General features: G+C 60.7%; 28 protein-coding genes. 18 read left to right on the forward strand and 10 right to left on the reverse strand.

Features of this window, described 5'->3' with window-relative positions; all coding sequences use genetic code 11:
* Positions 1 to 34: 34 nt before the first annotated feature.
* Complete coding sequence (locus GKN89_RS01175) at positions 35 to 952, reverse strand: DMT family transporter (protein ID WP_154746179.1); 918 nt, start codon at positions 950 to 952, stop codon at positions 35 to 37.
* 178 nt (positions 953 to 1,130) lie between these two features.
* Here GKN89_RS01175 and GKN89_RS01180 point away from each other — a divergent pair, with 178 nt between their 5' ends.
* The 4 genes from GKN89_RS01180 (at position 1,131) to GKN89_RS01195 (ending at position 3,716) form a co-directional block, all read left to right on the forward strand.
* Entirely contained in the window at positions 1,131 to 2,000 is an 870-nt protein-coding gene (locus tag GKN89_RS01180; protein WP_019456321.1) for a helix-turn-helix domain-containing protein, read from the forward strand.
* A gap of 17 nt (positions 2,001 to 2,017) precedes the next feature.
* A complete protein-coding gene (locus GKN89_RS01185) occupies positions 2,018 to 2,452 on the forward strand; it encodes a VOC family protein (protein ID WP_154746180.1) in 435 nt (144 codons plus the stop codon).
* 310 nt (positions 2,453 to 2,762) lie between these two features.
* The gene (locus GKN89_RS01190) at positions 2,763 to 3,215 is read left to right on the forward strand and encodes a MoaF N-terminal domain-containing protein (RefSeq protein WP_230328900.1); all 453 of its coding nucleotides are present in this window, start codon (positions 2,763 to 2,765) and stop codon (positions 3,213 to 3,215) included.
* Between the two features lie 9 nt (positions 3,216 to 3,224).
* Entirely contained in the window at positions 3,225 to 3,716 is a 492-nt protein-coding gene (locus GKN89_RS01195; protein WP_019456318.1) for an ester cyclase, read from the forward strand.
* A 171-nt stretch (positions 3,717 to 3,887) separates the two neighbouring features.
* Here GKN89_RS01195 and GKN89_RS01200 read toward each other — a convergent pair whose 3' ends face one another.
* Positions 3,888 to 5,087: a multidrug efflux MFS transporter gene (locus GKN89_RS01200; RefSeq protein WP_004940721.1), complete on the reverse strand. Its 1,200-nt coding sequence runs from the start codon at positions 5,085 to 5,087 to the stop codon at positions 3,888 to 3,890.
* Between the two features lie 255 nt (positions 5,088 to 5,342).
* On the opposite strand from GKN89_RS01200, the gene GKN89_RS01205 reads away from it, so the two are divergent.
* The 3 genes from GKN89_RS01205 (at position 5,343) to GKN89_RS01215 (ending at position 7,470) form a co-directional block, all read left to right on the forward strand.
* Positions 5,343 to 5,915: an isochorismatase family cysteine hydrolase gene (locus tag GKN89_RS01205; RefSeq protein ID WP_154746181.1), complete on the forward strand. Its 573-nt coding sequence runs from the start codon at positions 5,343 to 5,345 to the stop codon at positions 5,913 to 5,915.
* On the forward strand, positions 5,912 to 6,928 hold the full coding sequence (locus tag GKN89_RS01210; protein WP_370520138.1) for an FUSC family protein: 1,017 nt from the start codon (positions 5,912 to 5,914) through the stop codon (positions 6,926 to 6,928). The genes GKN89_RS01205 and GKN89_RS01210 overlap by 4 nt, the downstream gene beginning before the upstream one ends.
* A gap of 92 nt (positions 6,929 to 7,020) precedes the next feature.
* Positions 7,021 to 7,470 (forward strand): MarR family winged helix-turn-helix transcriptional regulator, encoded by a 450-nt coding sequence (locus GKN89_RS01215; protein WP_019456317.1) that lies wholly within the window; start codon positions 7,021 to 7,023, stop codon positions 7,468 to 7,470.
* 25 nt (positions 7,471 to 7,495) lie between these two features.
* Here the strand turns inward: GKN89_RS01215 and GKN89_RS01220 are convergent, their stop codons facing one another.
* Positions 7,496 to 7,777 (reverse strand): YjcB family protein, encoded by a 282-nt coding sequence (locus GKN89_RS01220; RefSeq protein WP_019456316.1) that lies wholly within the window; start codon positions 7,775 to 7,777, stop codon positions 7,496 to 7,498.
* Positions 7,778 to 8,072: 295 nt separating this feature from the next.
* Between GKN89_RS01220 and mrdA the strand changes: the two genes are divergently transcribed.
* Both mrdA and GKN89_RS01230 read left to right on the forward strand, forming a co-directional pair.
* A complete protein-coding gene (gene mrdA, locus GKN89_RS01225; RefSeq protein ID WP_063919439.1) occupies positions 8,073 to 9,998 on the forward strand; it encodes a penicillin-binding protein 2 in 1,926 nt (641 codons plus the stop codon).
* A gap of 107 nt (positions 9,999 to 10,105) precedes the next feature.
* Positions 10,106 to 11,824: a penicillin-binding transpeptidase domain-containing protein gene (locus GKN89_RS01230; RefSeq protein WP_025159737.1), complete on the forward strand. Its 1,719-nt coding sequence runs from the start codon at positions 10,106 to 10,108 to the stop codon at positions 11,822 to 11,824.
* 8 nt (positions 11,825 to 11,832) lie between these two features.
* On the opposite strand, the gene GKN89_RS01235 is transcribed toward GKN89_RS01230, so the two are convergent.
* Together GKN89_RS01235 and GKN89_RS01240 are read right to left on the reverse strand one after the other, a co-directional pair.
* Complete coding sequence (locus GKN89_RS01235; RefSeq protein WP_154746182.1) at positions 11,833 to 12,228, reverse strand: SRPBCC family protein; 396 nt, start codon at positions 12,226 to 12,228, stop codon at positions 11,833 to 11,835.
* Between the two features lie 49 nt (positions 12,229 to 12,277).
* Positions 12,278 to 13,516, reverse strand: coding sequence for a hypothetical protein (locus tag GKN89_RS01240; protein WP_154746183.1), 1,239 nt, complete (start codon positions 13,514 to 13,516; stop codon positions 12,278 to 12,280).
* Positions 13,517 to 13,853: 337 nt separating this feature from the next.
* Between GKN89_RS01240 and GKN89_RS01245 the strand changes: the two genes are divergently transcribed.
* Positions 13,854 to 15,476: a methyl-accepting chemotaxis protein gene (locus GKN89_RS01245; protein ID WP_154746184.1), complete on the forward strand. Its 1,623-nt coding sequence runs from the start codon at positions 13,854 to 13,856 to the stop codon at positions 15,474 to 15,476.
* Between the two features lie 152 nt (positions 15,477 to 15,628).
* On the opposite strand, the gene osmB is transcribed toward GKN89_RS01245, so the two are convergent.
* Positions 15,629 to 15,841 carry an osmotically-inducible lipoprotein OsmB gene (gene osmB / locus GKN89_RS01250; protein WP_004940700.1) on the reverse strand — a complete coding sequence of 71 codons (213 nt, stop codon included), beginning with the start codon at positions 15,839 to 15,841 and terminating at the stop codon, positions 15,629 to 15,631.
* Positions 15,842 to 16,071: 230 nt separating this feature from the next.
* Here osmB and GKN89_RS01255 point away from each other — a divergent pair, with 230 nt between their 5' ends.
* The 3 genes from GKN89_RS01255 (at position 16,072) to GKN89_RS01265 (ending at position 17,398) form a co-directional block, all read left to right on the forward strand.
* Positions 16,072 to 16,467 (forward strand): DUF427 domain-containing protein, encoded by a 396-nt coding sequence (locus tag GKN89_RS01255; RefSeq protein WP_154746185.1) that lies wholly within the window; start codon positions 16,072 to 16,074, stop codon positions 16,465 to 16,467.
* 131 nt (positions 16,468 to 16,598) lie between these two features.
* Positions 16,599 to 17,069 (forward strand): Rrf2 family transcriptional regulator, encoded by a 471-nt coding sequence (locus GKN89_RS01260; RefSeq protein ID WP_019456309.1) that lies wholly within the window; start codon positions 16,599 to 16,601, stop codon positions 17,067 to 17,069.
* 194 nt (positions 17,070 to 17,263) lie between these two features.
* Positions 17,264 to 17,398 carry an AcrZ family multidrug efflux pump-associated protein gene (locus tag GKN89_RS01265; protein ID WP_019456308.1) on the forward strand — a complete coding sequence of 45 codons (135 nt, stop codon included), beginning with the start codon at positions 17,264 to 17,266 and terminating at the stop codon, positions 17,396 to 17,398.
* A gap of 85 nt (positions 17,399 to 17,483) precedes the next feature.
* Here GKN89_RS01265 and GKN89_RS01270 read toward each other — a convergent pair whose 3' ends face one another.
* On the reverse strand, positions 17,484 to 18,371 hold the full coding sequence (locus tag GKN89_RS01270; protein ID WP_019456307.1) for a LysR family transcriptional regulator: 888 nt from the start codon (positions 18,369 to 18,371) through the stop codon (positions 17,484 to 17,486).
* 121 nt (positions 18,372 to 18,492) lie between these two features.
* Between GKN89_RS01270 and GKN89_RS01275 the strand changes: the two genes are divergently transcribed.
* Both GKN89_RS01275 and GKN89_RS01280 read left to right on the forward strand, forming a co-directional pair.
* Complete coding sequence (locus GKN89_RS01275; protein WP_154746186.1) at positions 18,493 to 19,650, forward strand: serine hydrolase; 1,158 nt, start codon at positions 18,493 to 18,495, stop codon at positions 19,648 to 19,650.
* Positions 19,650 to 20,867, forward strand: coding sequence for an MFS transporter (locus GKN89_RS01280; protein WP_019456305.1), 1,218 nt, complete (start codon positions 19,650 to 19,652; stop codon positions 20,865 to 20,867). The genes GKN89_RS01275 and GKN89_RS01280 overlap by 1 nt, the downstream gene beginning before the upstream one ends.
* Here GKN89_RS01280 and GKN89_RS01285 read toward each other — a convergent pair.
* Entirely contained in the window at positions 20,794 to 21,669 is an 876-nt protein-coding gene (locus tag GKN89_RS01285; RefSeq protein ID WP_019456304.1) for an alpha/beta hydrolase, read from the reverse strand. The genes GKN89_RS01280 and GKN89_RS01285 overlap by 74 nt on opposite strands.
* Positions 21,670 to 21,816: 147 nt before the next feature.
* On the opposite strand from GKN89_RS01285, the gene GKN89_RS01290 reads away from it, so the two are divergent.
* The 3 genes from GKN89_RS01290 to GKN89_RS01300 all read left to right on the forward strand — a co-directional run bounded on the left by GKN89_RS01290 (position 21,817) and on the right by GKN89_RS01300 (position 25,155).
* Positions 21,817 to 22,566 carry a DeoR/GlpR family DNA-binding transcription regulator gene (locus GKN89_RS01290; protein WP_019456303.1) on the forward strand — a complete coding sequence of 250 codons (750 nt, stop codon included), beginning with the start codon at positions 21,817 to 21,819 and terminating at the stop codon, positions 22,564 to 22,566.
* A 12-nt stretch (positions 22,567 to 22,578) separates the two neighbouring features.
* The gene (locus tag GKN89_RS01295) at positions 22,579 to 23,646 is read left to right on the forward strand and encodes an oxidoreductase (protein WP_154746187.1); all 1,068 of its coding nucleotides are present in this window, start codon (positions 22,579 to 22,581) and stop codon (positions 23,644 to 23,646) included.
* A gap of 114 nt (positions 23,647 to 23,760) precedes the next feature.
* Positions 23,761 to 25,155: an MFS transporter gene (locus GKN89_RS01300; RefSeq protein ID WP_154746188.1), complete on the forward strand. Its 1,395-nt coding sequence runs from the start codon at positions 23,761 to 23,763 to the stop codon at positions 25,153 to 25,155.
* Here the strand turns inward: GKN89_RS01300 and GKN89_RS01305 are convergent.
* Together GKN89_RS01305 and GKN89_RS01310 are read right to left on the reverse strand one after the other, a co-directional pair.
* Entirely contained in the window at positions 25,140 to 25,679 is a 540-nt protein-coding gene (locus GKN89_RS01305; RefSeq protein ID WP_019456300.1) for a dihydrofolate reductase family protein, read from the reverse strand. The genes GKN89_RS01300 and GKN89_RS01305 overlap by 16 nt on opposite strands.
* Entirely contained in the window at positions 25,679 to 26,080 is a 402-nt protein-coding gene (locus GKN89_RS01310) for a VOC family protein (RefSeq protein WP_025159742.1), read from the reverse strand. Before GKN89_RS01310 ends, GKN89_RS01305 begins: the two co-directional genes overlap by 1 nt.
* Positions 26,081 to 26,099 lie beyond the last annotated feature (19 nt).

A 26,099-nucleotide genomic window follows, 5' to 3' on the forward strand; every position in this document is an offset into this window, starting at 1 on the left:
ACAAAACCTGATGATAACGATATTTGCAATGACTTCAAAGGGTTGAGTTTTGTTTTGAGATACCCGCCCGTCGCCATTTCAGCCCCGGTTTGGCGAACATCACCAGGTTACCCAACAGGATCAGGCACAGGCCCAGCACGGCGTTGAAATGCCACTGGTAGCCTTCGTAAATCGTTGAGATGGTCAGCGCCACCAGTGGGAACAGCAGGGTGCTGTAGGCCGCCGCGCCGGCGCCGATGCGGCCGAGCAGGCTGAAGTAAGCGGCGAAGGCGATCACCGATCCGAAGATCGCCAGATACAGCAGGGAGCCGATGTAGCGGCTGCTGTATTCCATCTGGAACGATGCGCCCTGCGCCAGGGCGATCAATGCCATCAGCATCGCGCCGTAGGTCATGGCGTAGGTGTTGGTGGAAAAGATATCCAGCCCACGGCGCTGATGGCGCGTGCTGATCATGTTGCCCAGCGAGAAGCCGTAGGTGCCGAGCGCGCTCAGGCCGATGCCTTTAAGCAGCTCCGGCGCCATGCGGGTGGCGGCCAGATCTTGCCAGAACAGCGCCACGATGCCGGTCAAACCCAGCAGCGCCGCCGGCAGCAGGTTGGGGCTGGGGCGCTGGCGGAAAAACAGCAGGCTGTTGAGGGCGTTGAACAGCACCGCCATCGAAAAGATCACCGATTCCAGCCCGCTGCTGATATAAGCCGCTGCGTGGTAAAAGCAGAAGAAGTTGAAGCCGAACACGCAGCAGCCCTGCAGCACGCAGAACAGATGATCGCGCGGGGCGATGCGGCGCAGGCGGCGTGTTAACAACAGCACGGCGAACATCACCGCAGCGGAAATGGCGAAGCGATAAGCGATCGACACGGAAATGGCCACCGGGCCTTCCTGTTGCAGGGTAATCGCTATCCAGGTGGTGCCCCAAATCAGCACCACGGCGAGGTACAACAGCGCATTCATGTTCTTTACTCCGAAAAAACCGATAGCGCAGTATCCGCTTTGGCGCGCGGCGGCGCTTGCAGCGCTTTGCGCCCAGTTGCATATTCTTGCGCTTTTTTTGGTAAAAGCGCGGGGCGGCGGCTGGCATGCCGAGGCGCCACTCTTTACACTGTCGGCATGTCGAACAACGGGGCCGGCGATGTCCAACTATCAGGCGTTTGAAACACTGCGCGAACACAAGGCGCGGTTGCACGGCAGCGTGCTGCTGGGTACCGGCGTGGAGCTGGCCGCCTGGTCCAACTGCAACGATCGCGTCACGCAGGAAAGCGCCGATCACCATACCCTGAGTCTGTACGTCGCCGACGGCTACGAGTGCTACCAGCAGGTGCCGGGCGGCTGGCGCAACGGCGGCGGGCCGGATCGCTTCTGCATCATGCCGCGCCAGTACGCTTCCACCTGGGATGTGCGCAGCGATCTGTCATTCGTGCATCTGTACTGCACCGATGACCATCTGCGGCAGTTGGCGGAGCAGACCTGGGATCGCAGCCCGGCGGCGATCAACGTGGAGCAGCGCAGCTTCGGCGAAGATCCGCAGATCACGCTGCTGTATCGCCAGTTTTTGCTCAACTGCGACTGGCGTGACAGCGCCAATTTGCTGGCGCTCAGCAGCGCGTCGAACCTGCTGATGTCGCATCTGATCCAGCGCTACAGCCAGCTGCAGTGGAAGCTGCCGCCGGCGCGCGGCGGCCTGGCACCCGCAGTGGCCAAGCGGGTGCGGGAATATATCGCAAGTCACCTCGATCGGCCTTTGTTGCTGGCCGATCTGGCGGCGCAGGCCGGGTTGAGCGAATACCATTTTGCCCGCATGTTCAAACATTCAACCGGCCTGGCGCCACATCAGTTCGTGATGCGCGCGCGGCTGCAACGGGCGGAACAGCTGTTGCGCCACAGCCAACAGCCGATCACCGAGATTGCGCTGGCGTGCGGCTTCAGTTCCGCCAGCCATTTCAGCAACCGCTTCAAGGCGGCCTATGGATTTGCTCCGCTGCAGGTGCGGCAGGGGCGTTAATCGGAAGGGAGAGCAGCATGGATCAACAATTTGCCGGGCAGGGCGTGTTGTTTGTCGCCGGATTCGGGCCGATCGCGCGTGAGAGCGGCGAGAGCAAGGCGTTTTATGTCGAGACGCTGGGGCTGCCGCTCAAACCGATGCCGGGCAACGAAACCTATCTGCTGTCGGAGCCGGGCGCGCTGGACGGCGTGAAGCATTTCGCCCTGTGGCCGCTGGCGCAGGCGGCGCAGTCCTGCTTTGGCGACGATCGCTGGCCGGCGGATCTCACGGTGCCGCAGGCATGGATCGAGTTTGACGTGGCCGACATGGCGGCCGCCACCCAGGGGCTGATCGACCGAGGTTATCGGCTGCTGGTCGCCAATCGCGAAGAGCCGTGGGGCCAGAGCGTTACCCGTTTGCTCAGCCCTGAAGGGTTGCTGGTTGGCGTTACCTATACGCCCTGGCTGCGTTAAACGCCACGCCATTCGCCGCCATTTTCCGGCGGTGGGCGGCTTAAGAACAAATACGCATTAGCTTAAAGCGATCTGCGCTATAGACCCATCAAATCCCCGAGTGGTTTCCCTTCCTGAAAGCAGTAATCCCGTTCATTGCGTAAAAACCAATGGCCAGAATGCGCTATTGCCATGCCATTTTACGGCGATTTTTCGCCCGCTTTTTTTGCCACCAGGTGCCTGATGGGAATAGAGATTATTCTTATATTTCCGCCAACCGTTAAGAAATAATAATGATTCTCGTTTTCAACCATGGAAAGGAGAAGGAACGATGAAAACAGTGAAGCGAACGGGCATCGCGTTGGCGATAGCCCTGACTTTCCCCCTGGCATTGCCTGCCGCTGCGGCGGCGCAACCCTCCCTGACTAACAGTAAGGTGGCGACGATGACGGAAAAACACGGGCAGTTTATTGCGGTCGGTAAAGTGGTGCAGGTGACCTTCGGCGATTTCGCCTTCAAGCTGGATTTTACCGATGACAAGACCATGACCTTCACCGGTATCGGCGAAGCGTCGCAGGGCATCACCGATACCGTGCAGTACACCGCGGTGGAGATTCGGCCGAAGGTCTATATGGTCTATTGGCATGAACCGCAGTCCGGCGACAACGTGACGCATGTCGAGGACTTTGAGCGTGGCGAGGTGTACACCAACATCGCCGCCAAGGACGGCAGCTTCACCCATCTGAAAGGGCAGCTGAAAATCGTAGGTCACTCAGGAAAATAAGGAGCAGTTATGAAAAAGGCATTGATCACCTGTGCGATCGTCGGCGGTTTGCTGGCGAGTTACCCGGCGCTGTCAACGGATCAGGCGGCGTCTTACAAGTCGGCCGGCAAGGGCGGTTATCATCATGCCCAGCAAAAGTTGAAGGTGGTGGAAGACCTGTACGCAGGCTTCTTCAACCGTCACGATATCAGCGTGGCGCAAAAGCTGATTGTGGAGAACTACAAGCAGCATAACCCGTTTGTCGGCGACGGCATCAAGCCGTTCCTGGATTTCTTCAGCCAGACCTTTAAAGACAATCCGCAGTACAGCGCCAAAATCTACCGCAGCGCGGTCAATGGCGATCTGGTCTATGTTCACGTCAAATACCAAAATAACCCGCAGGATCGCGGCACCGCCAGCGTGGATATTTATCGGGTGAACGATCAGGGTAAAATCACCGAGCATTGGGACGTCAATCAGGATGTGCCGGAAAAATCGGCCAACGACAATACCATGTTCTGATCCGCAAGGGCCGCTGCGGCGGCCCTCTACATGCCCGTAACACTTTATTTACTTACATAAATAGGAAATGACCGCCGCGTCGAGTAGGCTACGGCCGCCTTTGGCAGTGGTGGCACGGTTGATGGGCGTCATTGTCCCACCACTGCTTGAGGCGTTTCCCCGCATTCCCCGTTATCCCGCGCGTTGATTCTCCACTTTTTTGAACTGATGCCGCAGCTGCAGCGCATTGCAAAGCACCAATACCGCCGTGACGGCGAACACCCAACGGAACCCCATCATCGCCGAAATGCCCGATCCCAGCAGCGGGCCGACCACGTTGCCCAGGTACATAAAGGATTGGTTATAGCCGAAGATGCGCCCGGTCACCTGATCGGAGGAATACTTCAGCAGCAGCGCCTGCACCGCCGGCATCAGCGCGCCGTCGGCGAACCCCAGCAGGAAGCGCAGAATGCCCAGCTGCAGCGGGGTATTCACCCAGGCCATCACGGCGAACAGGCCGGTGGTGAACAGCAACGCGGCGATCAGGATGCGCGCGGTGCCGATGCGATCGCCGAGCCGCCCGAGGCGTGGCGCCGAGATCAGCGCCGCAATGCCGGGCACGGCGGCGATCATGCCGCTGACAAAGGCGATATTGCTGACGTCGCCCGACAGCTCGCGGATGAACAGCGTCAGGATCGGGCTGATGGACGAGTTAGCCAGCTGGATCATCAGGGTACAAACGAACAGCGTGACGATCAGCGTCGGATAAGGCAGTGAACGGAATACCGCCTTGCCGCTCAGCTGATCCGCTTTTTTCACCGTGATGCGCCTCTCCTTAATCAGGAACAGCGTCACCAGGAAGCTGACGAACATCAGCCCGGCGGTGACGAAAAACACCACCCGCAGCCCCAGATGATCGGCCATCAGCCCGCCCAGCAGCGGCCCGGCGATCACGCCGGAGATCTGCCCGGTAGAGAGCGTGCCCAGCGCCCAACCGCTTTTATCGCGCGGCGCCTGCGAGGCGACCAGCGCCATGGCGTTGGGAATATAGCCGGACGTCAGCCCCATCAGGGCGCGCAGCGCGAACAGCTGCCAGACGTTGGTGGCCAGCCCCTGCAGGGCGATGACGATCGCCATGCCCAGCGAGGCTCGCAGCAGCATCAGCTTGCGGCCTTTGCGGTCGGCGAGGCTGCCCCACAGCGGCGACACCACCGCCGAGACCAAAAAGGTGCCGCTGAACACCAGCCCGGACCACAGGCTGAGGGATTGATGATCGCTGACGCCGAGCTGTTCGACGTACAGCGGCAGAAAAGGGAGGATTTGGCTCATCGCCAGCCCGGTGAAGAAACACCCGAGCCAGACCGAGATCAGATTGACTTTCCACGCTTCCATCGACTTGTCGTACCACTTTGAATTTGGAGGGATTTGTTAAGCAAGATAATAATAACACCGCGAACTGGCCGGCGCGGGGGAAATGCGTGAGAAAACGTAAAGCTCGTCGGCGGCGTTGTTACATTTCGCTATAAATTAATAGCTATATTATCATAGGTATTTATTTTAAGCTACTCCACCAAGCCGCTCAACAATCCGGCGGCGCCACACTCTCTCTACCCATTTCGCCGTGTCGGCGGCAAGGAGACGCTTTCTATGAATACCGCACTGATCGCTCTGGACTACATCGTGGATATCTCCCACCCGGAAGGAAAAATTGCGCGCTCGGCGCAGCAGGTCATTGAGCGCGATGCTATCGCGCGGGCAAATAGCGCATTGTCTCTCGCGCAGCGCAAGGATTGGCTGCGCATACTGGTTAAAGTCGGTTTCGCGGCCGGCTATGTCGATCAACCTAAATACTCGCGGATGTTTGGGCTGGCGCATCAATTTGGCGCTATCGCACTGGGCCAGCCGGGCACGGATTTTCATCCTGATTTAGCGTCTGATTTGGGGGAGTTAACCATCGTAAAACCGCGCGTCAGCGCGTTTTATGGCACCAATCTGGATGCGACGCTGCGCGCCCGCCGCATTGAACGGTTGGTGATCTGTGGGGTCAGCAGCACCTGGGCGGTACAGGCGACGGCGCGCGACGCGCACGATCGCGATTATCAGGTGCTGATACTGGAAGAGGCTTGCGCGGCGGCCACGGCGGAAGAGCACCGAATCTCGATGGAAACGCTTGCCACTATTGCCGATATCGTCACGCTGGAACAGCTGAGCGCATTGTGAAGCCGTTGCGTGAAGAAATTGCCTGGCGTCAGCTGCGACGGGGAGCATGGGTGTTGGCGCCGTTGCTGGTCCTGAGCCTGGCGACAGGCAATGCCAACTGGCTGAAGGCTTCGGTGGTCACCATATCGCTGTTTGTCGTTTGCGAGCGCCTTGAACTGGCGCCGCTCGGCGTGGCGCTACATGCGGCGGCATTGCTGCTGCTCTTTATGGCGCTGCTGTGCGCCATGCACACGCCGGTAATCTTCATTTTGGCGTGCGTGTTGGCAGCGGCGGCGGCGGTTGGGATCTCCGCGTTCGGCGGCAAGCTGCGATCCCTGGGGAATTTTATTTTTATTCCGGCTCTTTATCTGGCGTGTGAAACCGCTGAAGGTGGCGCCGGCGCGCCATTAGCCCAATGCGGCTGGGCGCTACTCCCTTTTCTGGGGGCAGCCGTCTTGCCGGTGCTGATGCTTGCACTGGCAGAGCATCGGCGGCTAGCGTGGCTGTCGACGAGTGACCGCCTGCATTATTATCTCCAGCTGCGTCGCAGCGATGAGCTTGGCGCTCGCGTGGCCTGCGGCGAGGCTTTGCTCGCCGTAAGTTGTGCCGTTGCACTGTCGGCGGCGATCGTTGAGTGGCAACACATCGATTACGGGCAATGGGTGATCTGGTCAGCCGTCAGCGTGATCAGCGGCGATATGGCCGGTACACGCAACAAACTCCGCCAGCGTGCGTCAGGCGCATTGCTGGGGGTGCCCATCGGTATTTTGCTGGGTAGCCTTATGCCGCATGGCAATGTGGGTTATGAACTGCTGAGCGTGGTGACGATGCTCACCTTGGTGTCTTTTCATCGTTATACCTTGGGGTTTGGCGCCCGTTGCGCCTGCATCGCCTGCGCGTTGGTGATTGCCGGAAGAGCGCCGTCGATCGCCGCAGAAAGGGTGGTCAATGTGTTGCTGGGCGGTGGCGTCGGTCTGCTGTTCGCTTTGGTGGTGCACGCGGTGTTGCCGCTCAACGCCGGCACCCGCCAATAGCGAGCTGGCATATTTCGGCCGCCAATTTCGGTTGACCGTACCCGGTCTCGGTGTGAAAGTACGGACAAATCTATCGTTATCTATTGATGCCAATGAAAAAAGATCATCCTGAAGACGTGACGCTGTTGCGCACGCAGTTAATGTCGCTGGTGCGCCGTTTGCGGCGCGAATCGCGCAGCGACGAAAAATCCTGGGCCCAGCTGATGCTGCTGGGAGCTATCGATCGCCATGGCGGCGAGGCGACGCCGTCGCTGCTGGCGGAGTCGGAGCGTATGCGTTCCTCTAACCTGGCGGCCGCACTGCGGGAGCTGGAGGCCGACGGGCTGCTGGTGCGCACGCCGGATGCCGAAGACAAACGCCGGGTGCGGGTGCGCTTGACCCCTGCCGGGCTGGGTCTGCTGCAGCAAAGCCGCACCCGGCGCGAGGCGTGGTTGCTGGCGGCGATGGAAAGCTGTTTAACGGAGCAAGAACAGGCGCAGCTGATCGAAGCGGGGGCGTTGATGGCGCGGCTGGCGGCGGCGCCGCCAACGGACGCGGAATAATCGCCGGGCCGCCCGTGCGGCGAGGTTATGGCATCGGCCAATCGACCGGCATGGTGCTGACCACGTCCACGTAGCGATCCCAAGCCGACGACCAGAATTGGGTGAAGGCTTCCAGCGTGAGATGGATGCCCATCAGCCCCATCACGAACCAGCAGGCGGTAAACAGGCCCAGGCTGCTGAACATGAACGCCATGCCATTGCGGCTGGTTTTACGGCAAACGACGTTTAACTGGCTGGCGAAGAACATCATCACGGCGCTCAGCAACTCCCAGCGCATCATGATTAAACCGGTGGCAATGGTACTCATCGAACTCGATCCTATGTAACAAAAGCCGCATCCGGCAGGGCGCCGACAGGGAGATGCGGAGGGGAATAACGGGAATAATGTGATTTGGGTCACATTGTAGCATTGGGGTGAACGGCGGCTCAATGGGGAGCGCGGTGAAAAAATCGCCGCCGGTAACATTCCAATATGCTGAAACAGTTATGCCATTTCATTAGCAACCTTTTCATGGGGCGGCGCGCCCGATAACGCTATGCTTGCCGGCTTTTCAGTTCCCTGATTTTGCGGGGAAATGTGACGCAAAAGGTACCGGCACCGCATGGCCCTGTTAAAAGAAAAAATTCGCGACCACTCTGCGGAAGAGAGGCTGTTCATCCGCCGGGCGGCCGTGGCGCTGGCGCTGGTCGTCGTCTGTTTCGGCGCGCTGATCGTCAACCTCTACCGGCTGCAAATTCGCCAGCACGGCTTTTACCAGACGCGCTCCAATCAAAATGACATCAAGATGCTGCCGATCGCGCCCAGCCGCGGGCTGATCTTCGATCGCAACGGCATTCCGCTGGTGCGAAACGTGACACTGTATCGTATCGAAGTCACGCCCAGCAAAGTCGCCGACATGGCGGCGCTGTTGCGGGCGTTGACGCCGGTCGTCGATCTGACGCCGGAAGACATCAGTGCGTTTCGCGACGATATGCACCACAACAGCCGCTACAAACCGGTCACGCTGAAGGCGGGGCTGAACGACACCGAGGTGGCGCGCTTCGCCGTTAACCAATACCGTTTCGACGGGGTGACTATCGATACCTATCAGCAGCGTGAGTATCCTTATGGCGCCCAGCTGGCGCACGTGCTGGGCTATGTGTCGAAGATCAACGACAGCGATCTCAAGCGCCTGGACAAGGCCGGCCTGAGCGAGAACTACGCCGCCGACCGCAATATCGGCAAACAGGGCATCGAAGCCTATTACGAGTCCGAACTGCACGGCACCACAGGTTATCAGGAGGTGGAGGTGGATAACCACGGGCGCGTGATCCGCTTGCTGAAGGAGCAGCCGCCGCAGGCCGGCAAAAACATCTATCTGACGCTGGATCTGCCGCTGCAACAGTACATCGAATCGGTGCTGAAGGGGCAACGCGCCGCGGTGGTGGTGGAAGACCCGCGCGACGGCGGTATCCTGGCGATGGTCTCCAGCCCCAGTTACGATCCCAACCCCTTCGTCAAAGGCATCGGCTACCAGGCCTATAAAGCGCTGCTGCACAACCCGGATTTGCCGCTGATCAACCGCGTCACCCAGGGGTTGTATCCGCCGGCTTCCACGGTGAAGCCCTACATGGCCGTTTCGGCGCTGTTCGCCGGAGTGATCACGCCCACCACCACCTTTTTCGGCGCGCCGACCTGGACGCTGCCCGGCACCGAGCGGCGCTACCGCGACTGGCTGAAAACCGGCCACGGCATGCTCAACGTGACCAAAGCGATCGAGGAATCCGCCGACACCTTCTTTTATCAGGTGGCCTATGAGATGGGCATCGATCGCATTCACCACTGGCTGAGCCAGTTCGGTTACGGCCAGTCGACCGGCATCGATCTGAACGAAGAGTACCGCGGCGTGCTGCCGAGCCGCGACTGGAAGCTGAAGGTGCACAAAAAGGGCTGGTATCAGGGGGATACGGTCTCGGTGGGCATCGGCCAGGGGTATTGGGTGGCGACGCCGATCCAGATGGTGAAAGCGCTGACCACGCTGCTCAACAACGGCCAGGTGAAAACGCCGCATCTGCTTTATTCGCTGCAGCAGGGCAACCGCGTGACGCGCTACCAGCCGCCGGCGCAAGCGGCGCAGATTGGCGATCCCAACTCGCCTTACTGGGGCATCGTGCGCAACGGCATGTACGGCATGGCCAACCTGCCGAACGGCACCGGTTACAAGCTGTTCCATACCGCGCCTTACCAGATCGCCGCCAAATCCGGCACCTCGCAGGTGTTCAGCCTGAAGCAAAACCAAACCTACAACGCCAAAATGATCCCGGTGCGGCTGCGCGATCACATCTTCTATACGTTGTTCGCCCCGTATAAAAACCCGCGGGTGGCAATGGCGCTGATCCTGGAAAACGGCGGCGGCGACGGCGTGGTGGCGGGGCCGACCGCGCGCGCGATCCTCGACCACATTTTCGACCCGGCCAACGCGCCGCAGTCCGGCGACCCGGCGCAAAGTAAACCGCAGTTAAACGACAGTGCGGATGTGCAACGGTGATGCGGTTTGTTTTTACTTTCTTACAAACTGCAATCTCCTGACCATTTCCGGCAATGTAGACTGAAATAACACCATAAACCGAATAAAAACGCAGGGTTAACACAACAGTGGCGCCATCGACCAAAAAGAGCGGTAAAACCTATTCCACAGTTCGTTTCGGCTGGATTTGCGCCGGCATGCTGGTCTGTTTTTTTCTGTTGGCGTTCCGGGTCGGCTATCTGCAGCTGTTGGAACACCAGCAGTTGGCGGACCAGGCTGATCAGCGCTCGATCCGTACCCAGGTGGTGCCGACCAACCGCGCCATGATCACCGATCGCAACGATGAAGCGCTGGCGGTCAGCGTGTCGTCCAAAGACATCGTGCTGGATCCGAAACACATTCTCGATACCCAGACCGACACTAGCAACGAGCGCTGGCAGAGCATGGCCAACGTGCTGAAGATCCCGCTGGCGGACATCCAGCACCTGATCCAGAGCAACGCGCGCAAGCGTTTCGTTTACCTGGCGCGCAAGGTGGAGGACGATAACGCCGCCTACATCAGTAAACTGCACCTGACCGGCGTCAGCACCGAGCAGGATTTCAGCCGCTTTTATCCGATGGGCCAGGACGCCGCCGGGCTGATCGGCATCGTCGGCCAGGACAATCAGGGGCTGGAGGGCATCGAGCTGGGCTTCAACCCGCTGCTGCAGGGTAAAAACGGCCTGCGGGTCTACCAGAAGGACGGCAGCGGCGCGGTGATCGGCGTGCTTAAAAGCGTGGATCCGGTGCCGCCGCCGAATGTGACGCTCAGCATCGACAAATTTATCCAGTACGTGCTCTATGCGCAGATCCGCGACGGCGTGGTGGCTAACCAGGCCGACTCCGGCTGTGCGGTGCTGGTCAAGATCGACACCGGCGAGATCCTCGGCATGGCCAGTTACCCGTCGTTCAACCCGAACAACTATGGCAGCACCCCGGCGAAGGATATTCGCAACGTGTGCAGCAGCGACAGCTTCGAGCCGGGTTCGACGGTGAAACCGGTGGTGGTGATGGTGGGGCTGGAGCATAAGCTGATCCGGCCGGATACCGTGCTGGACACCACGCCGTATCGGGTGAACGGTCACCTGATCAAAGACGTCGGCCACTGGTCGAAGTTGACCATCACCGGCGTGCTGCAAAAATCGAGCGACATCGCGGTATCGCACATTGCGTTGGCGTTGCCCGCCACGGTGCTGCCGGCGGTCTACCGCAGCTTTGGCCTGGGACGACCGACCGAGCTCGGCATCGGCAACGAGAGCAGCGGCTACCTGCCGCAGCATCGCGAACGCTGGGCGGATATCGAACGCGCCACCTTCTCCTTCGGCTATGGCCTGCGCGTGACGCCGCTGCAGATGGCGCGCGAGTATGCCGCTATCGGCGCCTTCGGCGTTTATCGGCCGCTGTCGATCACCAAGGTGACGCCGCCGGTGATGGGGCAACGTATTCTGCCGGCCGATACGGTGAAAACCGTGGTGCATATGATGGAGAGCGACGCCTTGCCGGGCGGCAGCGGGGTGAACGCCGCGGTGCCGGGTTATCGGCTGGCGATCAAAACCGGCACCGCCGAGAAAATGGGCCCGAGCGGCAAATACGACGGCGGGTATATCAACTATACCGCCGGCGTGGCGCCGGCCAGCGATCCGCAGGTGGCGCTGGTGGTGATGGTCAACAACCCGAAAGCCGGCAAACACTTCGGCGGTTCGGTGGCCGGGCCGGTGTTCGGCAAGATCATGGCCCAGGTGCTGGAGCACATGAATATCCTGCCGGACGCCCAGCCGCTCAACGTGGTGTCGTCGGTCAAGAGCTAACCCGCGGGTTAACGCGATTCCAGCAGGTGCTTCAACGCCTGCAGATCGGCGTTCACCAGCCCGGCGTCGTGGGCGAACTGCGCGTCGTCCATGCCCGGCTGGCGGAACAGGGTGAAGATCACCTCGGTGCCTTGTCGGTTGGCGAGCGCGCGCAGCGGCACGTAGACCACGCCGCCGTCCGGCAGCGTCACCCAATGATCCAGCACGCCGAAGGCGTTCGGCGCGCTGAAGCGAATGCGGATCCGCCCCTGCGGGGTATCCGCCATCCAGTCTTCACCTTCCTGCCGCAAACTGTTGGCTAACCCTTTGGCCCACAATGGGAAGTTTTCCGGCCGGCTGAGAAAGGCGTATACCTCGTCACAGGGGCGGTTGATGGCGACATGCAGCGTCTGCGCGCTCAGCATCGTGATTTCTCCGGTTGACGGCGATACTTCAGTGTAGATCCCGCTGCGCTCAGAAGTAGTAACCGATGTTTACGTTGGTGCGAAAATACCATTTATTGCTGCCGGAGGACTGGGTACCGGTCCAGCCGGTGGCGTTTTCCACGCCACCCCACGGGTTGGCGTTTTGCGCCCAGGTCAGATCCACCCACAGCATCACCGGCATGGCGAACACCTGCACCCCGAGCGTATTCATTTTGGAGTTGGAGCCGCCGCGCTTATCTTTCCAGAGCACGCTGTAGTCGTTGTAGAACCGCAGTTTTTTCACCGGACCCCAGGGCACCTCGACGTCGCGCGCCAGGTTAATGGCGGCGGTGGTGGCCTGCGAGGGGATCAGATAGGCCGGCGTCAGGCCGTTGCCGCCCATCAGGATCACCGAATTGTTGGCTCCGGCCGGGCCTTTGGCGTCATAACCGTAGCGGATCACCTGGCCGGACAGATGCCAGGCATCTCGATTCACCAGCGTGTGCAGGCCGGCCGCCCAGAAGCTGCCGTCATCGCCGGTCGCCTGGTTGTAAAGCCGCGAGGCCGCCAGCGAACCGCCGAGCTCGTTATCCCAGCCGCCCGGGTGGAAAGCGTGCGTCAGCCGCAGGTTCAGCTGATCGCGTTTTTCGTTGCGCTGCAGGTGCTGCGAGGCAAAGTTGGTGTTCTTCAGATCGTCGTAGCTGGCGACGTCGGGGGCGTAACGCACGCCGGCCGGCATCATGCGTGGGTAGTAGGCGGCGTCGAAGGCCCAATCGCCCTGTTGATATTGGTATTTGGCGCCCAGCCCGGTGTTGACGCCGAAGCCGAGGTAAAACGGAATGCCGTACGACCAACCGAACTGCGGGTAGGGCATCAGGCCGAAGGGTTTGAACGGCGCGCCAAGCTGCACGGCGGAACGCTCAGACAGGTGATAGCCGACATAGGCGCGGTCGATGGCGTATTTGCGCCGATCCTGAAACCAGAATCCGCTATCGAAAAATGCGTCGTTTACCTGACCGGCGGCGTCGATGCGAAAGGCGTCAAAGCGTAAATGTGGCGGATGCCGATAATTGCTGCTGTGCCAGTCTTCATAACGATAATTGGCGCGCAGTGCGCCGCCGATATCGATACTCTTTTTATTGTCATCGCTTTGCCAATGAATATGGGGAAATGCCGGACGACTTTTTTTGACCGGCGCCGCGGTGGCGGCCGTGTCGTTGGCTAATGCGGAGGTTGCCGCATAACTCACTGGTGAAACAAGCAAAAAACAAAGGGTGATCTTGTGCATGTCCGGCCCCTGATGAATGTTTGGTCTTTATTAAGACGAGCGGGTTTTACCTGAAAATAAGGCGTTGGTGCTCGTTTGTTTTATATTTGAGACGATTTTATTGCACGTTTAATATATTAAATTCACTTCCGGTTAATATATGAAACTTTGTTTCTTATTTAATGGGGAAACTATAAATCTGCGATTAAACAAGTCAAGTAATAAAAATAAACGTTGGTGTGCCATACCACCGATTTTGCCATTTTTCTTGGTGAGGGGCGGCGCAGAGCAGACTGAAATATTAGTGTCATCAATGCCCGTTAGACTCGCGGCATCCTGGTATTACTGACTAAAAATCATGAACATAAAACTGACACTTGGCCGCAGGGTAAAACCTGCGACGGCGCTGCCGCGCGCGTTTGGCTTCGGCAAAAGCATGGGATTATTAAGCGGCGTAATTTGCGTTATTGCGCTATTTTCTCTGCTGCAATTGTTTTCCACCGTATTTATTTCCAATATTCTGCGTGATGCCAAGGTTAACCTGGTGACGGGCGACGCGTTGCATCGCCAGCAGGCGGCGATGGATCGTGCCAGGCTGTCGCTGTTGACGGCCAGCGACAGCCTGAACCGTGCGGGTATCTATTATCTGCAGGACCAAGCCACCGGCTCAGACGGCAGTTGGCACAGCCTGCTGGATGAGTCGTTGGCGGCGCTGCAGGCTTCCGAGCAGGCCTTCGCCCAGTTCGAACGTTTGAGCGTGGATGCGCCGGCGGCGGCGGCCCTGAAAGACGGCTATCGTCTGTTTTATGACGGCCTGAAAGAGCAGGCGCAAGGGCTGCAAGGCAGCAGCGGCATCGAGGCGTTTTTCGCCGTGCCGATCCAGGCGTTTCAGGCGGATTTCAACGAGAAGTATCTCGCTTATCAGGCGCTGAACGAACGGCGCGGCGATGACGTCAACGTGCGGCAATTGGCGGCGCTGGAGCAGGCCAAGACCTTTGCGCTCGGCGCGCTGGCCGCGTTGGCGCTGATCGCCGTTGGGGTGTGGTTCGCCGTCTCCCGTTGGGTGATCGCGCCGCTGCAGCGGGCGATCGCGCACCTCAACGTGCTGGCCGCCGGCGATCTTTCGCGGCCGCTGCTGCCTGAAAGGGCGGTTAACCGCGAGATGCGTCAACTGCAAACCAGCATCGGCCACATGCAAGGCGGCCTGCAGCGCTTGGTGAGCGAGGTGCGCGACGCGGCGAGCGGGATCCTGAATGGCGTCGGGCGGCTGGCGGACGGCAATCGACAGCTGACGGCACAGTCGGCGAAGCAGGACGGCGAATTGCACTTGGCGACCGAGCACGTGCAGCAGCTGGCGGCGCGGGTGGAAGAAAATGGCCAATACGCGCGGCAGGCCAGTGAACGCACTGAACAGGCCCGCCAGTGCGCCGGCGCCGGTGAGCAGATGATGCAAACCGTCAATGTCTCGATGCAAGGGATCGTCGACCAATCGGCTGAGATGCGCGGCATTGTGGCATTGATCGACAGCGTGGCGTTTCAGACCAATATTCTGGCGCTGAATGCGGCGATCGAGGCCGCGCACGCCGGCGTTCACGGCCGCGGTTTCGCCATCGTGGCTAAGGAAGTGGGCCTGCTGGCGCAGAAAAGCAGCCATTCGACGCGCGATATTCAGCAGTTGATCGGCCGCTCATTGCAGCAAATCGATCGGGGATCGCAGGCGGTGGATCTGTTGACGGGCAACCTGCGGCAGATTATCAGTCTGGTGAACAAGTGCAGTGCGCTGATGGGGGAAATTTCGCTGGCGTCGCTCAATCAGGGGGAGAGCATTCAGGACGTGACGGCGCGCATCACCGCGCTGAATCAGGTGGCGCGGCAAACCGGCAGCGTGGTGAACGCGGTGACCGAGGCTTCGCAGTTGCTGCAGGGGGAGTCGGAACGATTGGAAAAAGCGATGGCGCGCTTCAGGCTGCCTGCGCAATAAATACCTCTGGTGCAGGTTAATTAATAATAAAGCTGCGCTTAACGTTATTTATTATTGTTCCTTCCGAAGGACGTTCATCGGGATAAATAAAGCAGGCCGGCGCGCGTGAATTAACAAAGCGCCGGCCTGCTGAGATATTTTTAACGGAATGATTAACGGCTGGTCTGGTGGCCGATAATGCCACCCAGCGCTGCGCCGCCGAGTGTGCCCAGCGTGCTGCCGTCGGTCAATACCGCGCCGCCGACGGCGCCGACCCCCGCGCCGATCGCCGTGTTGCGATCGCGATTGGACATATGCCCACATGCGGTAACGGAAAGCGTTGCCATCACCACCACCAACACACCCGCGGCACGTTTAATATTCATAATGAGTTCCTGGTAAATTGGCGGATTAATGGATTAAAAATAATCCGATTAAGCCGCCGGTAGAAGTTGGGATGAATGTATTCCTCCGTAAGAAAATCGAACAGGTAAAAATTCTTAATTTTGCGGCGGCGAAAAGCGTTTGCTCGCCGAATGTGCGGCCGCCGGCGAAACCGCGGGTCTATACTGAGAAGACGCCTCGTGGGGACGGGGCGCACGTTGTGGAGGCCGCCATGTCCGATCTCGTTTCCGCATCCGGCAAGCCGGTGAAAATTCCCGGGCCGGATCATCCGATTACGTTAACTCGCCATCCCATGCGGGTCGTGGTGCACGCCGCCGGCCAAATCCTGGCCGACAGCCGCAACGCACTCATTTTACGGGAAGCCAACTATCCGCCGGTGTTTTACTTTCCGCGTGAGGATGTGAAGATGGCGCTGCTGCAGAAAAACCATCGCGTTAGCTACTGCCCTTATAAGGGCGACTGCAGTTATTTCGACCTCGCGCTGAACGGCCCGCAGGGGAACAATACGGCCTGGAGTTATGAAATGCCTTACAACGCCGTGGTGGCGATCAAGGATCATCTGGCATTTTATGCCGATAAAGTGGCGGAGATCCGTACCGAAGCCTGAGCCGCCGTCGCCGCCGGGCGGGGGCTGGTTGACATTCCGCTAATCCCTACTCATTATGTGTATTACCGGAAATTGATACGCTTTCCTTATGTTTTAATCCGACATAAACGAAACTCTGAGCAGGTGTCAAGGTGTCTACCTCTACGCGATTTGCCGTTGCCATCCATATCCTGACCAACATCACGCTGTGTCGCGGCCAGACGGTGCGTTCCGAAGACATTGCCCGCAGCGTCAACACCAATCCGACGGTGGTGCGGCGCATCCTCGGCGCGCTGGCGGAAGCGGGGCTGACCTATTCACAAATGGGGCAAGGCGGCGGGGCGCTGCTGGCGCGGCCGGCGGAAGCGATCTCGCTGCTGGACGTGTATCGCGCGGTGGAGGATCAACCCTATTTCATGCTGCACCGCGCCCGGCCTAACGATGCGTGCTATATCGGCCACGCCATTACCCCGGTGCTGGAGCAAGAGTTCGCGCGCGTGGGGCATGCGCTGGAAGCCAGCCTGGCGCAGACCAGCATCGCCGAAATGGCCGGGCAGGTCGAGCGGCGCGCCGGCTATCCTTTCGCCCCCTGTTCGCCGCAATATCAAGCAGATACGCAATAAAAAATCCACGCCAATCCCTTTGCCGCACAGAGCATTTTTTGCATTGCGTTAATGTAATTGTGTAAGTTACATTAGCTCGCATCAAGTGTGATGTAGCTCACGTTTTAGACTGCCTCCCCACGATAATCAACCGATTAGCCGGAAACCTTTTCTTCCGGCGCAGATTCGCTGTGCTTAAAAACCAGGAGAGAACGATGTTAGAAATGCTTGAAAGCTTGGCCACCGTGGTGGTCCTGGTGCCGGTAATGGTGGCCGTACTGCTCGGCGCGATTTACGGCTTGGGTGAAGTGTTTAACGTCTTTTCCGCTATCGGCCGCAAAAACGGCTGAGCCCGCATGTCAGGGGGCGGTTATCGCCCTCCGTCTCCCTCGCATTTCCTTTACTCGATGATTGACCGGTCGCGTAAATACCCACCTAATCCTGAAAAAGTCGAGCGCTTAGCGTATCGATAAACACGCGGAGTTTCGGCGTCAGATGCTTGCTGGAAGGCCACAGGACTTTGAAGCTGCCGCTGTGGTGACAATGCTCGCGCAATATCTGCTGCAATCGCCGCTGTTCCAGTGCGCGCTTCACGGCAAAATCCGGCAAACAGGCGATGCCCTGGCCGCTTTCCGCCAGATAGAGCAAGGTATCGACGGTGTTGCACACCACGCGGGTCGCCAGTTGATCGGCAAGCAGCTTGTCCCATCCTTCGAGCGGCCAGGGCTCCACTTTGCCGGTAGAGGGGAATTTGTACAGCAGGCCGGCGTGCCCTTGCAGATCTGCCGGTTGATGTGGGATCCCGACGCGGTGCAGGTAATCTGGCGCGGCCACCAGCAGCAGATGAAACGAGCCCAGCTGGCGGCTCATCAGTCGTGAATCTTCGGTCTCGCCGACCCGGATCACTGCGTCAAAACCCTCTTCTACGACATCGACCCGTCGATCGGAGAAATCGGCTTCCAGCTCAATATCGGGATAGTTTCGGACAAATTCTGCCAACACCGGATTTAACAGCCCTCCCACCAGCGGCAGGCTGACCCGCAGTTTGCCGCGCGGCGTGCTATGCGCATCACTGATTTCCCGTTCTGCCGCCGCCATCTCCCCCAGAATGCGTTGACACCGTTGCAGAAAGCGCCGGCCCTCGGCGGTCAACGTCATGCTGCGCGTGCTGCGGTGAAACAGGCGCACCCCCAGCCTGTTCTCCAAACGGGCGATGCTTTTTCCCACCGCTGATGCCGAGATGCCGAGCATGCGGCCGGCGTCAACGAAACTGAGAGTTTCAGCGGCCTGCACGAAAGCGCTCACGCCGGCTAAGTTATCCATAGGGCATCCTATTGCGGACGTTAGTGTCCGTTATTAAGGGAAATCTAGCCTGTTTTTCCATAAATCACCAGGCTCTATGCTCGGTAACTACCACAGTGATTGGCGACCTGGAGCAATGGAAATGAGTGAATACGGGCAGAGCGTTGGCGTGATAGATCGGGCTGTCGACCGCGCCTTGGCGGAGAAACGGCTGGTTGGCGCAGTGGTCCTGGTAGCGCAGGGTGGTGAGATCATTTATCGCCGCGCGGCGGGCATGGCGGATCGCGAAGCCGGCAAGCCGATGGCGTGCAATACGCTATTTCGTCTGGCTTCGGTGTCCAAACCGATCGTGTCCACGGCGGCGCTGGCGCTGATGGCGCAGGGCGACATGCAGTTGGACGATCCCATCACCCGCTGGCTGCCGAATTTTTGTCCGCGGCTGGCGGATGGCACTCTACCGCTGATAACGCTACGGCATTTAATGACTCACACCGCCGGATTAAGTTACCGCTTTTTTCAGCCGGAAGGGGGATTCTACGCTCAATTGGGCATCTCCGATGGCATGGATGAGGCGTCTGTCAGCCTGCAGGAAAACGTGCGGCGTATTGCCTGCGCACCTTTGCTGGCCCCGCCCGGCGCGGAGTGGCGTTACTCCATCGCGACCGATGTGCTGGGCGCGGCAATTGAACAGGCGAGCGGCTTGCCGCTGGCGCAGGCGGTCAAAAAATGGGTGACCAGGCCGTTGGCGATGACGGATACCGATTTCCTGGCGGCGGATCCCGCGCGTTTGGCGGCGTCTTACGCCGATCATCCCGGCGAACCGCGCCGCTTGCACCAGCCGGACCATTTACCGTTTTTCGCGGGCAGCGCCGGGTTTCATCTGTCGCCGGCGCGTGCGCTGGATCCGCAGGCATACGCTTCGGGCGGCGCCGGCATGGTCGGGTCGGCCGAAGATTTCCTGCGCTTGCTGGAAACGTTGCGCCAAGGCGGCGGGCAGGTGCTGCCGCCCGATTGGGTGACGGCATTCACCAGCAACCAAATCGGCGATCTGCCGATGCCGTTTTGGCCGGGGCGCGGCTTCGGCCTGGGCATTACCGTGCTGAAAGATCCCGTCGCCGCACAAACGCCGGAGTCCGTTGGCACCTGGCGGATGGGGGGAACCTATGGGCATTCGTGGTTTGTCGATCCCACCCGGCAGCTCAGCGTGGTGGCGTTTACCAATACGGCGCTGGAAGGCATGTCCGGCGCCTTTGTCGGCGAGATTTGTCAGGCGGTTTATGCCGCGACGGGGGGGATGTGATGGGCTTGATACCGCCGATTTTCTTCATTGCGCTGGGGCTGTTTGGCGTTTATTGCATCGAGTTCGGCGTGGTGGGCATCTTGCCGCAGATCATCGCGCGGTATGGCATTTCCACGGCGCAGGCCGGCTGGCTGGTTGGGGTCTTCGCCTTGACCATTGCGTTGCTCGGGCCGCTGTTGGTGCTGCTGGCGTCGCGATTCAATCGTAAACGCACGCTGCTGATTACATTAACGGTATTTGCGGCGGCCAGCGCGTTGTCCGCTCAGGCGGACAGCTTTGCCATGCTTATGCTGCTGCGCATTTTGCCGGCGTTATTCCATCCTGTCTATTTTTCGCTGGCCATGGTGGCGGCCGCAGCGCTTTATCCACCGCATCAGGCCACCAAAGCAACCGCCTATGCGTTTATCGGCACCAGCATGGGCATGGTGTTGGGCATACCGCTGACGCAATGGATCGCTGAACAGTTCAGCTATGAAGCATCGTTCCGGTTTTGCGCGTGGGTGAACCTCCTGGCGGCGGCGGGGTTACTGGTGCGTTTGCCGGACGTCGCCGTTCAACGCCTCAGTTATGGCAAACAGCTGATGGTGCTGCGCAGCGGGACGCTGTGGCTAAATATAAGCACCTGCGTGCTGATATTTGCCGCCATGTTTGCGGTCTATGCCTACGCGGCTGAATATCTCAGCCGTGAAATCGGCTTCAGCGGTGGCGCCATCGCCTTTCTTCTGGTGGCATTCGGCGTGGGTGGCGTTGCAGGCAACCTGTTGGCCGGCAAGGGGTTGGGCCGCCGCCGTGCAGTGACGGTGCTGCTGCATCCGGTAGCCTTGATTGCGGCTTATGCGCTGCTGTATCGCTACGGCAGCACGAACCTTGGTTCGATGACGGCACTTTGTCTGTATTGGGGGGCGGCGCACACCAGCGGTTTGATTGTGACCCAGATCTGGCTGACCTCCGAAGCGCCACAGGCGCCGGCGTTCGTCACCGGGCTGTATATCGCCTTTATCAATCTGGGTGTGGCGCTGGGTTCGCTGGCGGGCGGCTGGTTTATCGCCGCTTGGGGGTTACAGGGCAGCCTGCTGTGTGGAACCGCGTTTGCCGCACTGGCGGTGATGACGATCGCCGCCAGGCTGTGGTTGCAGCGCCAAACTACCCTCGCGCGCCGTCGATCATCGCCATCACTTGCCGGAACATCGCGCTTTCCGCATCGGCGAGCTCGTTGACCAACGTAAAGTGATTGCAGTGGCGGTCTGCCAGCAGCTGGACGTCGAGACCATGCGCCAGGCAAGCGTCATAATAGGCCTGCGTCTGGTTTTTAAACCCTTGAGTTTCCCGCTGGCCGACGTCGAGCAGGATCTGCGGCGCATGGCCTTTCGGCGGCAGCAGAAACAGCGGGCTGAGGGTGTGCGCCTGCTCGGGCGTCAGGTGCAGCCAGTCGTTGATATAGATATCGCACAGCGGGCGCAGATCGTATAAGCCGCTCAGCGCCAACGCGCCTTTGATCGCATCGGGCGGCAGACGATAGCGTTGCTGCCAGCCGTCGGCGATCAGCATGCCGCACAGATGCCCGCCGGCCGAACTGCCGCTGACGAAAATGCGCGCCGGATCGATGCCGAATGGTGCCCCGTGATGATAAAGCCAGGCGACGGCGCTGCGTACCTCATGCACGATCTCCGCCAGCGTCGCTTCCGGCGCCAGCGTGTATTCCAACGTAGCGACCGCCACGCCGCGGCGGGCAAACGCGGCGGCCATCGAACAGGCTTCCTCTTTGCGCTGCGAATGCCAGTAACCGCCATGAATAAAGATCAGCAGCGGGGCGGGCTGAATGCTGGCCGGGAACAGATCGAGGCGTTCGGCGGCGCCCATGCCGTAGCGCAGGTCATAAATGCCCGGCGTCTGCGCTTTGGCGCGCTGGGCCAGCGCGGCGTATTCCGCCATGCAGGCGTCAAAATCCTCGACCGAAGCGCGGGCGTTGTATTGCACGGCGCGCGCGTTCAGGTTTTCAAACGTCAGATCGATGCTCATCATTTCTCCTGGTTGTTATGCGTTCTGCCTCCATCATTGTCCAGGCGGCGAAAAGATGTTTGATCTCCTGTGCGCGCCAATGCGTCTTCTCTGATGCCGTTTTTTGCTGTATATTGCTGTTTAATGCTTTTTATTGCGGGATAAACCATGCACAAAGCGGCGCGACAACGACATTTACTGGATTTGCTCAGCGAACGCGGGCAGGCGGCGGTAGCGGAATTGGCCAACGCCATCGGCGTTTCCGTCGATACCGTGCGCCGCGATCTGGCCGATCTCGAGCGGCAGGGGTTGGCGCAAAAACATCACGGCGGGGCGATCGCGCTTGAACCGTCCGGCATGCCGCGCCAGGCGCGCGCGGCGCTGTTGCCGCAGATCAAACAGCGGCTCGGCCGCGCGGTGGCCGCACAGATCCCGCCCGGCAGCACTCTGATGCTGGATGCGGGCAGTACGCTGCTGGCGGTGGCGCAAGCGTTGCGCGGCCCGGCCACGGTGATCACCGCCTCGCTGGATATCGCGCAGTGCCTGAGCGACAGGCCGGAGATCCAACTGATCCTGCTGGGCGGTCAGTGGGATGCGCGTCAACGGCTGTTCGCCGGCAGCGCCACGTTGGCGTTGCTGGCGCGCTATCGCGCGGACATCGCCTTGCTGGGCGCCTGCGCGGTGCATGCTCAGCTGGGGCTGAGCGCCGGCGAAGAGGCCGATGCCGAGGTCAAACGCGCCATGCTGGCCAACAGCGGTGAGCGCTGGCTGGTGGCCGACCATATGAAGCTGGATCGCTGCGAACCGCATCACGTTGCGGATCTGGCGCAGATCCAACGCCTGTTTACCGATCGCCCGTGGGACAACCTGGACGAGCAATCAATGATTGAACTTTGTGTCGTCGCCGACGACCGCTAGAGGAGAACACTGATGAACGATAACGCTCAACCGTTGCAGGTGGCGCTGATTGGCTACGGCTTTGTCGGCAAGGCGTTTCACGCGCCGCTGATCAACGCCGTGCCGGGGCTGGAACTCAGCGTGGTGGCTTCGCGCGACGCCGCCAAAGTTCACGCCGACCTGCCGCATGCGCGCGTGATCGCCGATCCGCTCGAGGCGATCCGCCTGCCGGAGGTCGATCTGGTGGTGATTGCTTCGCCGAACGCCACCCATGCGCCGCTGGCGCTGGCCGCGCTGGAAGCGGGAAAGCATGTGGTGGTGGATAAGCCGTTTACGCTGGACCTGGCGGAGGCGCGCACGCTGATCGCGGCGGCGGAGCAGCATGGCCGCCTGCTGTCGGTATTCCAGAACCGCCGCTGGGACAGCGATTTCCTCGGGGTGAAACAGGTGATCGAGCAGGGGCTGCTCGGCAAGGTAACGCATTTTGAGTCGCACATCGATCGCTACCGCCCAGAAGTGCGGGTGCGCTGGCGCGAACAGAACCTGCCCGGCAGCGGGCTGTGGTTCGATTTGGGGCCGCACATGGTCGATCAGGCGCTGCAGCTGTTCGGATTGCCGCACAGCGTGCAGGCCAACATCGCCACGCTGCGCGCCAACGCGCAGGTCAATGACTGGGCCCATGTGGTGTTGAACTACCCGACGCACCGCGTGATCCTGCACGGCAGCATGCTGGTGGCGGGCGGCGTTTCACGCTTTACCGTGCACGGCGATAAGGGCAGCGTGGTCAAGGCGCGCGCCGACGGGCAGGAGAGCCAGCTGCTGGCCGGCGTGACGCCGGGCTCGGCGGAGTGGGGCAAAGACGACGACGCGATGAGCCTGTTTATCGGCACGGAGCCGGCGCGCACGCTGCCGACGCCGGATGGCGATCAGCGCCAATATTACTTCCAGGTGCGCGATGCGCTGCGCGGCACCGGCGCCAACCCGGTTACCGCGTCGCAGGCGCTGGCGGTGATGGCGGTGCTCGAGGCGGCCACCCTGGCGGCGGAAACCGGCGTCACTCAAACGCTGCCGCTCACTGCGGCGGAGATCGCCGCCTGGTAAAGGCGTTGCGCCAGATAAGGCGTCAGATGCATTGATACAGTGCATATCGTGCGTCTTCCGCCATTCCAGACCCTGACATAGGCTAACCCTCAGTCTATGTCAGGAGTCTTTATCATGTTATCCCATCCTTCGCCGCAGGGCGTCCGCGGCATACTGGCCGCACTTTCTCTGAGCATGCTGCTGTCGTCGCTCGGCATCAGCATCGCCAACGTCGGGCTGCCGGTGCTCGCCGCCGCGTTTCATGCCTCGTTCCAGGCCGTGCAGTGGGTGCTGCTCTGCTATCTGCTGGCCGTCACCACCTGCATCATCGGCATCGGCCGCTTGGGCGACAGCCGCAATCGCCGGCGCCTGCTGCTGGCGGGCATCGCGCTGTTTACCGCCGCTTCGCTGGCTTGCGCGTTGGCTCCGCAGCTTTGGCTGTTGTTGGCGGCGCGCATAGCGCAGGGGCTGGGAGGCGCTGTGATGATGTCAATCGCCATGGCGCTCGTGGGCGAGGCGCTGGGCGCGGAAAAAATCGGCCGCGCGATGGGGCTGCTCGGCACCATGTCGGCGGTGGGCACCGCGTTGGGCCCGTCGTTGGGCGGCGCGCTGATCGCCGGTTTTGGCTGGCGGGCGATGTTCCTGATCAACCTGCCGCTGGGCCTGCTGGCGTTGTGGCTCGTCTGGCGCTGCTTGCCGGATGGGCCACGGACGACTGCGCGCCCGGAACCTTTCGATCGCGCCGGCACGTTGCTGCTGGGCGGCGCATTGCTCTGTTACTCGCTGGCGATGACCCTCGGGCGCGGCAATTTCAGCGCGCTCAATCTGGCGTTGATGTTGGGCGCTTTGCTGGCGGGGGCGCTGTTTATCCGCGTGGAGCGCCGCGCCGCATCGCCGCTGTTGGCGCCGACGATGTTCCGCCATCCGGCCTTGACGGCGGGGCTGGCGGCCAGTGCGTTGGTGATGACGGTGATGACCGCCACGCTGGTGGTCGGACCGTTCTATCTGTCGCGGGCGCTGGGCCTAAGCGCCGCGCAGGTCGGGCTGGTGATGTCGGCGGGGCCGGCGGTGGCCATTCTGACCGGCATTCCGGCCGGCTATCTGGTGGATCGCTTCGGATCGCAACGCATCGCTCAGTTTGGGCTGGCGGCGGTGGCCGCCGGGGCGGCATTGCTCTCGTTGCTGGGCCGTTGGGGCGTGCTTGGCTATGTTGCGCCGATCGCGCTGTTGACCGCCGGCTATGCGCTGTTCCAGGTGGCCAACAACACGGCGCTGATGAAGGATCTGTTTCCTGAACGGCGCGGACTGATCGCCGGCATGGTGAACCTGGCGCGCAACCTCGGCGCGATCACCGGCGCTTCGGCGATGGGGGCGCTGTTTTATCTGGCTTCGCAACGGGTGGCGGGCGCCGCCGCCGCGGCCGCTTACGGTATGCAGGTGACCTATGGTGCGGCGGCGCTGTTGGCGTTGGCGGCGTTGCTCATCGCCCTCGGTGGCCGCCGATTGACGCTGCGTTATGACGCGCGCTGAACGGCATAGCGCTCTTGTACGAAACCGTTGTCCGATTGTGTAACGGCGAGCAAGCGCAGACGCTGCTCAGGGGCATCGGCGCCGAACAAAGGAATGCCGCCGCCCAGCAGCAGCGGCACGCGCGTGATGGTTAATTCGTCGATCAATCCGGCCTGCAGAAAGCGCTGCACGGTCTGGCCGCCGTCGATATACAGATGACGGCAGCCTTGGCTGGCCAACTGCGCGACGATGGCCGCCGGTTCGCCATTCATCCAGCGAACGTGGCCTGCTTCTTGCGGCGCGGGCGGCTGCGTCGACAGCACCACCACCGGCAGTTCGCCATAGGGCCATTCGGGAAAGGCGCGGACTTTTTCATAGGTATGGCGTCCCATCACCAGCGCGTCGACGTCGGCGATAAACGCCTCATAGCTCAACCCGTTGAGCAACGACACTGCGTATTCGGGACGCAGCAGCCAGTCGATGTCGCCGTCCGCACCGGCAATGAATCCGTCTACGCTGGTGGCGATGTAAACCGAACATTTCATCAGGCGAGATCTCCCCGGTAAACCAAATGAACCTTGTTGCCGTCGGGATCGCGCAGGTAAGCGCCGAAATAGCCTTTGCCGTAGTGCGCGCGCTCGCCGGGTTCGCCTTCACTGCTGCCGCCTGCCAACAGGCCGGCGGCGTAGGCGCGTTTGACCGCCACTTCATCGGCGGCGAGAAAGGCCAGCATGCTGCCGTTGCCGGCGCTGGCGGGCTGCCGGTCGAAGGGCTGGTAGGCATAGAAACGCGGCAGTGTCTGGCCCGGCATCACCCAGCAGCGAGCGGCGGGGCCGCCGTCCGGCGTCACTTCCCGCCGTTGTAATCCCAGCGGCAACAAAATAGCGTCGTAGAACGCGGCGGCGGCGTCCAGATCGCTGACGCCGACGGTAATATGGCTGAACATGGCGCTTCCTTTCCGAAAA

The organism is Serratia sp. YC16 (genome assembly GCF_009707615.1).
Taxonomy (GTDB): domain Bacteria; phylum Pseudomonadota; class Gammaproteobacteria; order Enterobacterales; family Enterobacteriaceae; genus Serratia; species Serratia surfactantfaciens.

Bases quoted from the DNA above. Each gene is read 5' to 3' on its own strand.
- GKN89_RS01175 (WP_154746179.1), bottom strand. From the start codon at position 952: ATGAATGCGCTGTTGTACCTCGCCGTGGTGCTGATTTGGGGCACCACC.
- GKN89_RS01180 (WP_019456321.1), top strand. From the start codon at position 1,131: ATGTCCAACTATCAGGCGTTTGAAACACTGCGCGAACACAAGGCGCGG.
- GKN89_RS01185 (WP_154746180.1), top strand. From the start codon at position 2,018: ATGGATCAACAATTTGCCGGGCAGGGCGTGTTGTTTGTCGCCGGATTC.
- GKN89_RS01190 (WP_230328900.1), top strand. From the start codon at position 2,763: ATGAAAACAGTGAAGCGAACGGGCATCGCGTTGGCGATAGCCCTGACT.
- GKN89_RS01195 (WP_019456318.1), top strand. From the start codon at position 3,225: ATGAAAAAGGCATTGATCACCTGTGCGATCGTCGGCGGTTTGCTGGCG.
- GKN89_RS01200 (WP_004940721.1), bottom strand. From the start codon at position 5,087: ATGGAAGCGTGGAAAGTCAATCTGATCTCGGTCTGGCTCGGGTGTTTC.
- GKN89_RS01205 (WP_154746181.1), top strand. From the start codon at position 5,343: ATGAATACCGCACTGATCGCTCTGGACTACATCGTGGATATCTCCCAC.
- GKN89_RS01215 (WP_019456317.1), top strand. From the start codon at position 7,021: ATGAAAAAAGATCATCCTGAAGACGTGACGCTGTTGCGCACGCAGTTA.
- GKN89_RS01220 (WP_019456316.1), bottom strand. From the start codon at position 7,777: ATGAGTACCATTGCCACCGGTTTAATCATGATGCGCTGGGAGTTGCTG.
- mrdA (WP_063919439.1), top strand. From the start codon at position 8,073: ATGGCCCTGTTAAAAGAAAAAATTCGCGACCACTCTGCGGAAGAGAGG.
- GKN89_RS01235 (WP_154746182.1), bottom strand. From the start codon at position 12,228: ATGCTGAGCGCGCAGACGCTGCATGTCGCCATCAACCGCCCCTGTGAC.
- GKN89_RS01240 (WP_154746183.1), bottom strand. From the start codon at position 13,516: ATGCACAAGATCACCCTTTGTTTTTTGCTTGTTTCACCAGTGAGTTAT.
- GKN89_RS01245 (WP_154746184.1), top strand. From the start codon at position 13,854: ATGAACATAAAACTGACACTTGGCCGCAGGGTAAAACCTGCGACGGCG.
- osmB (WP_004940700.1), bottom strand. From the start codon at position 15,841: ATGAATATTAAACGTGCCGCGGGTGTGTTGGTGGTGGTGATGGCAACG.
- GKN89_RS01255 (WP_154746185.1), top strand. From the start codon at position 16,072: ATGTCCGATCTCGTTTCCGCATCCGGCAAGCCGGTGAAAATTCCCGGG.
- GKN89_RS01265 (WP_019456308.1), top strand. From the start codon at position 17,264: ATGTTAGAAATGCTTGAAAGCTTGGCCACCGTGGTGGTCCTGGTGCCG.
- GKN89_RS01270 (WP_019456307.1), bottom strand. From the start codon at position 18,371: ATGGATAACTTAGCCGGCGTGAGCGCTTTCGTGCAGGCCGCTGAAACT.
- GKN89_RS01275 (WP_154746186.1), top strand. From the start codon at position 18,493: ATGAGTGAATACGGGCAGAGCGTTGGCGTGATAGATCGGGCTGTCGAC.
- GKN89_RS01280 (WP_019456305.1), top strand. From the start codon at position 19,650: ATGGGCTTGATACCGCCGATTTTCTTCATTGCGCTGGGGCTGTTTGGC.
- GKN89_RS01285 (WP_019456304.1), bottom strand. From the start codon at position 21,669: ATGAGCATCGATCTGACGTTTGAAAACCTGAACGCGCGCGCCGTGCAA.
- GKN89_RS01290 (WP_019456303.1), top strand. From the start codon at position 21,817: ATGCACAAAGCGGCGCGACAACGACATTTACTGGATTTGCTCAGCGAA.
- GKN89_RS01295 (WP_154746187.1), top strand. From the start codon at position 22,579: ATGAACGATAACGCTCAACCGTTGCAGGTGGCGCTGATTGGCTACGGC.
- GKN89_RS01300 (WP_154746188.1), top strand. From the start codon at position 23,761: ATGTTATCCCATCCTTCGCCGCAGGGCGTCCGCGGCATACTGGCCGCA.
- GKN89_RS01305 (WP_019456300.1), bottom strand. From the start codon at position 25,679: ATGAAATGTTCGGTTTACATCGCCACCAGCGTAGACGGATTCATTGCC.
- GKN89_RS01310 (WP_025159742.1), bottom strand. From the start codon at position 26,080: ATGTTCAGCCATATTACCGTCGGCGTCAGCGATCTGGACGCCGCCGCC.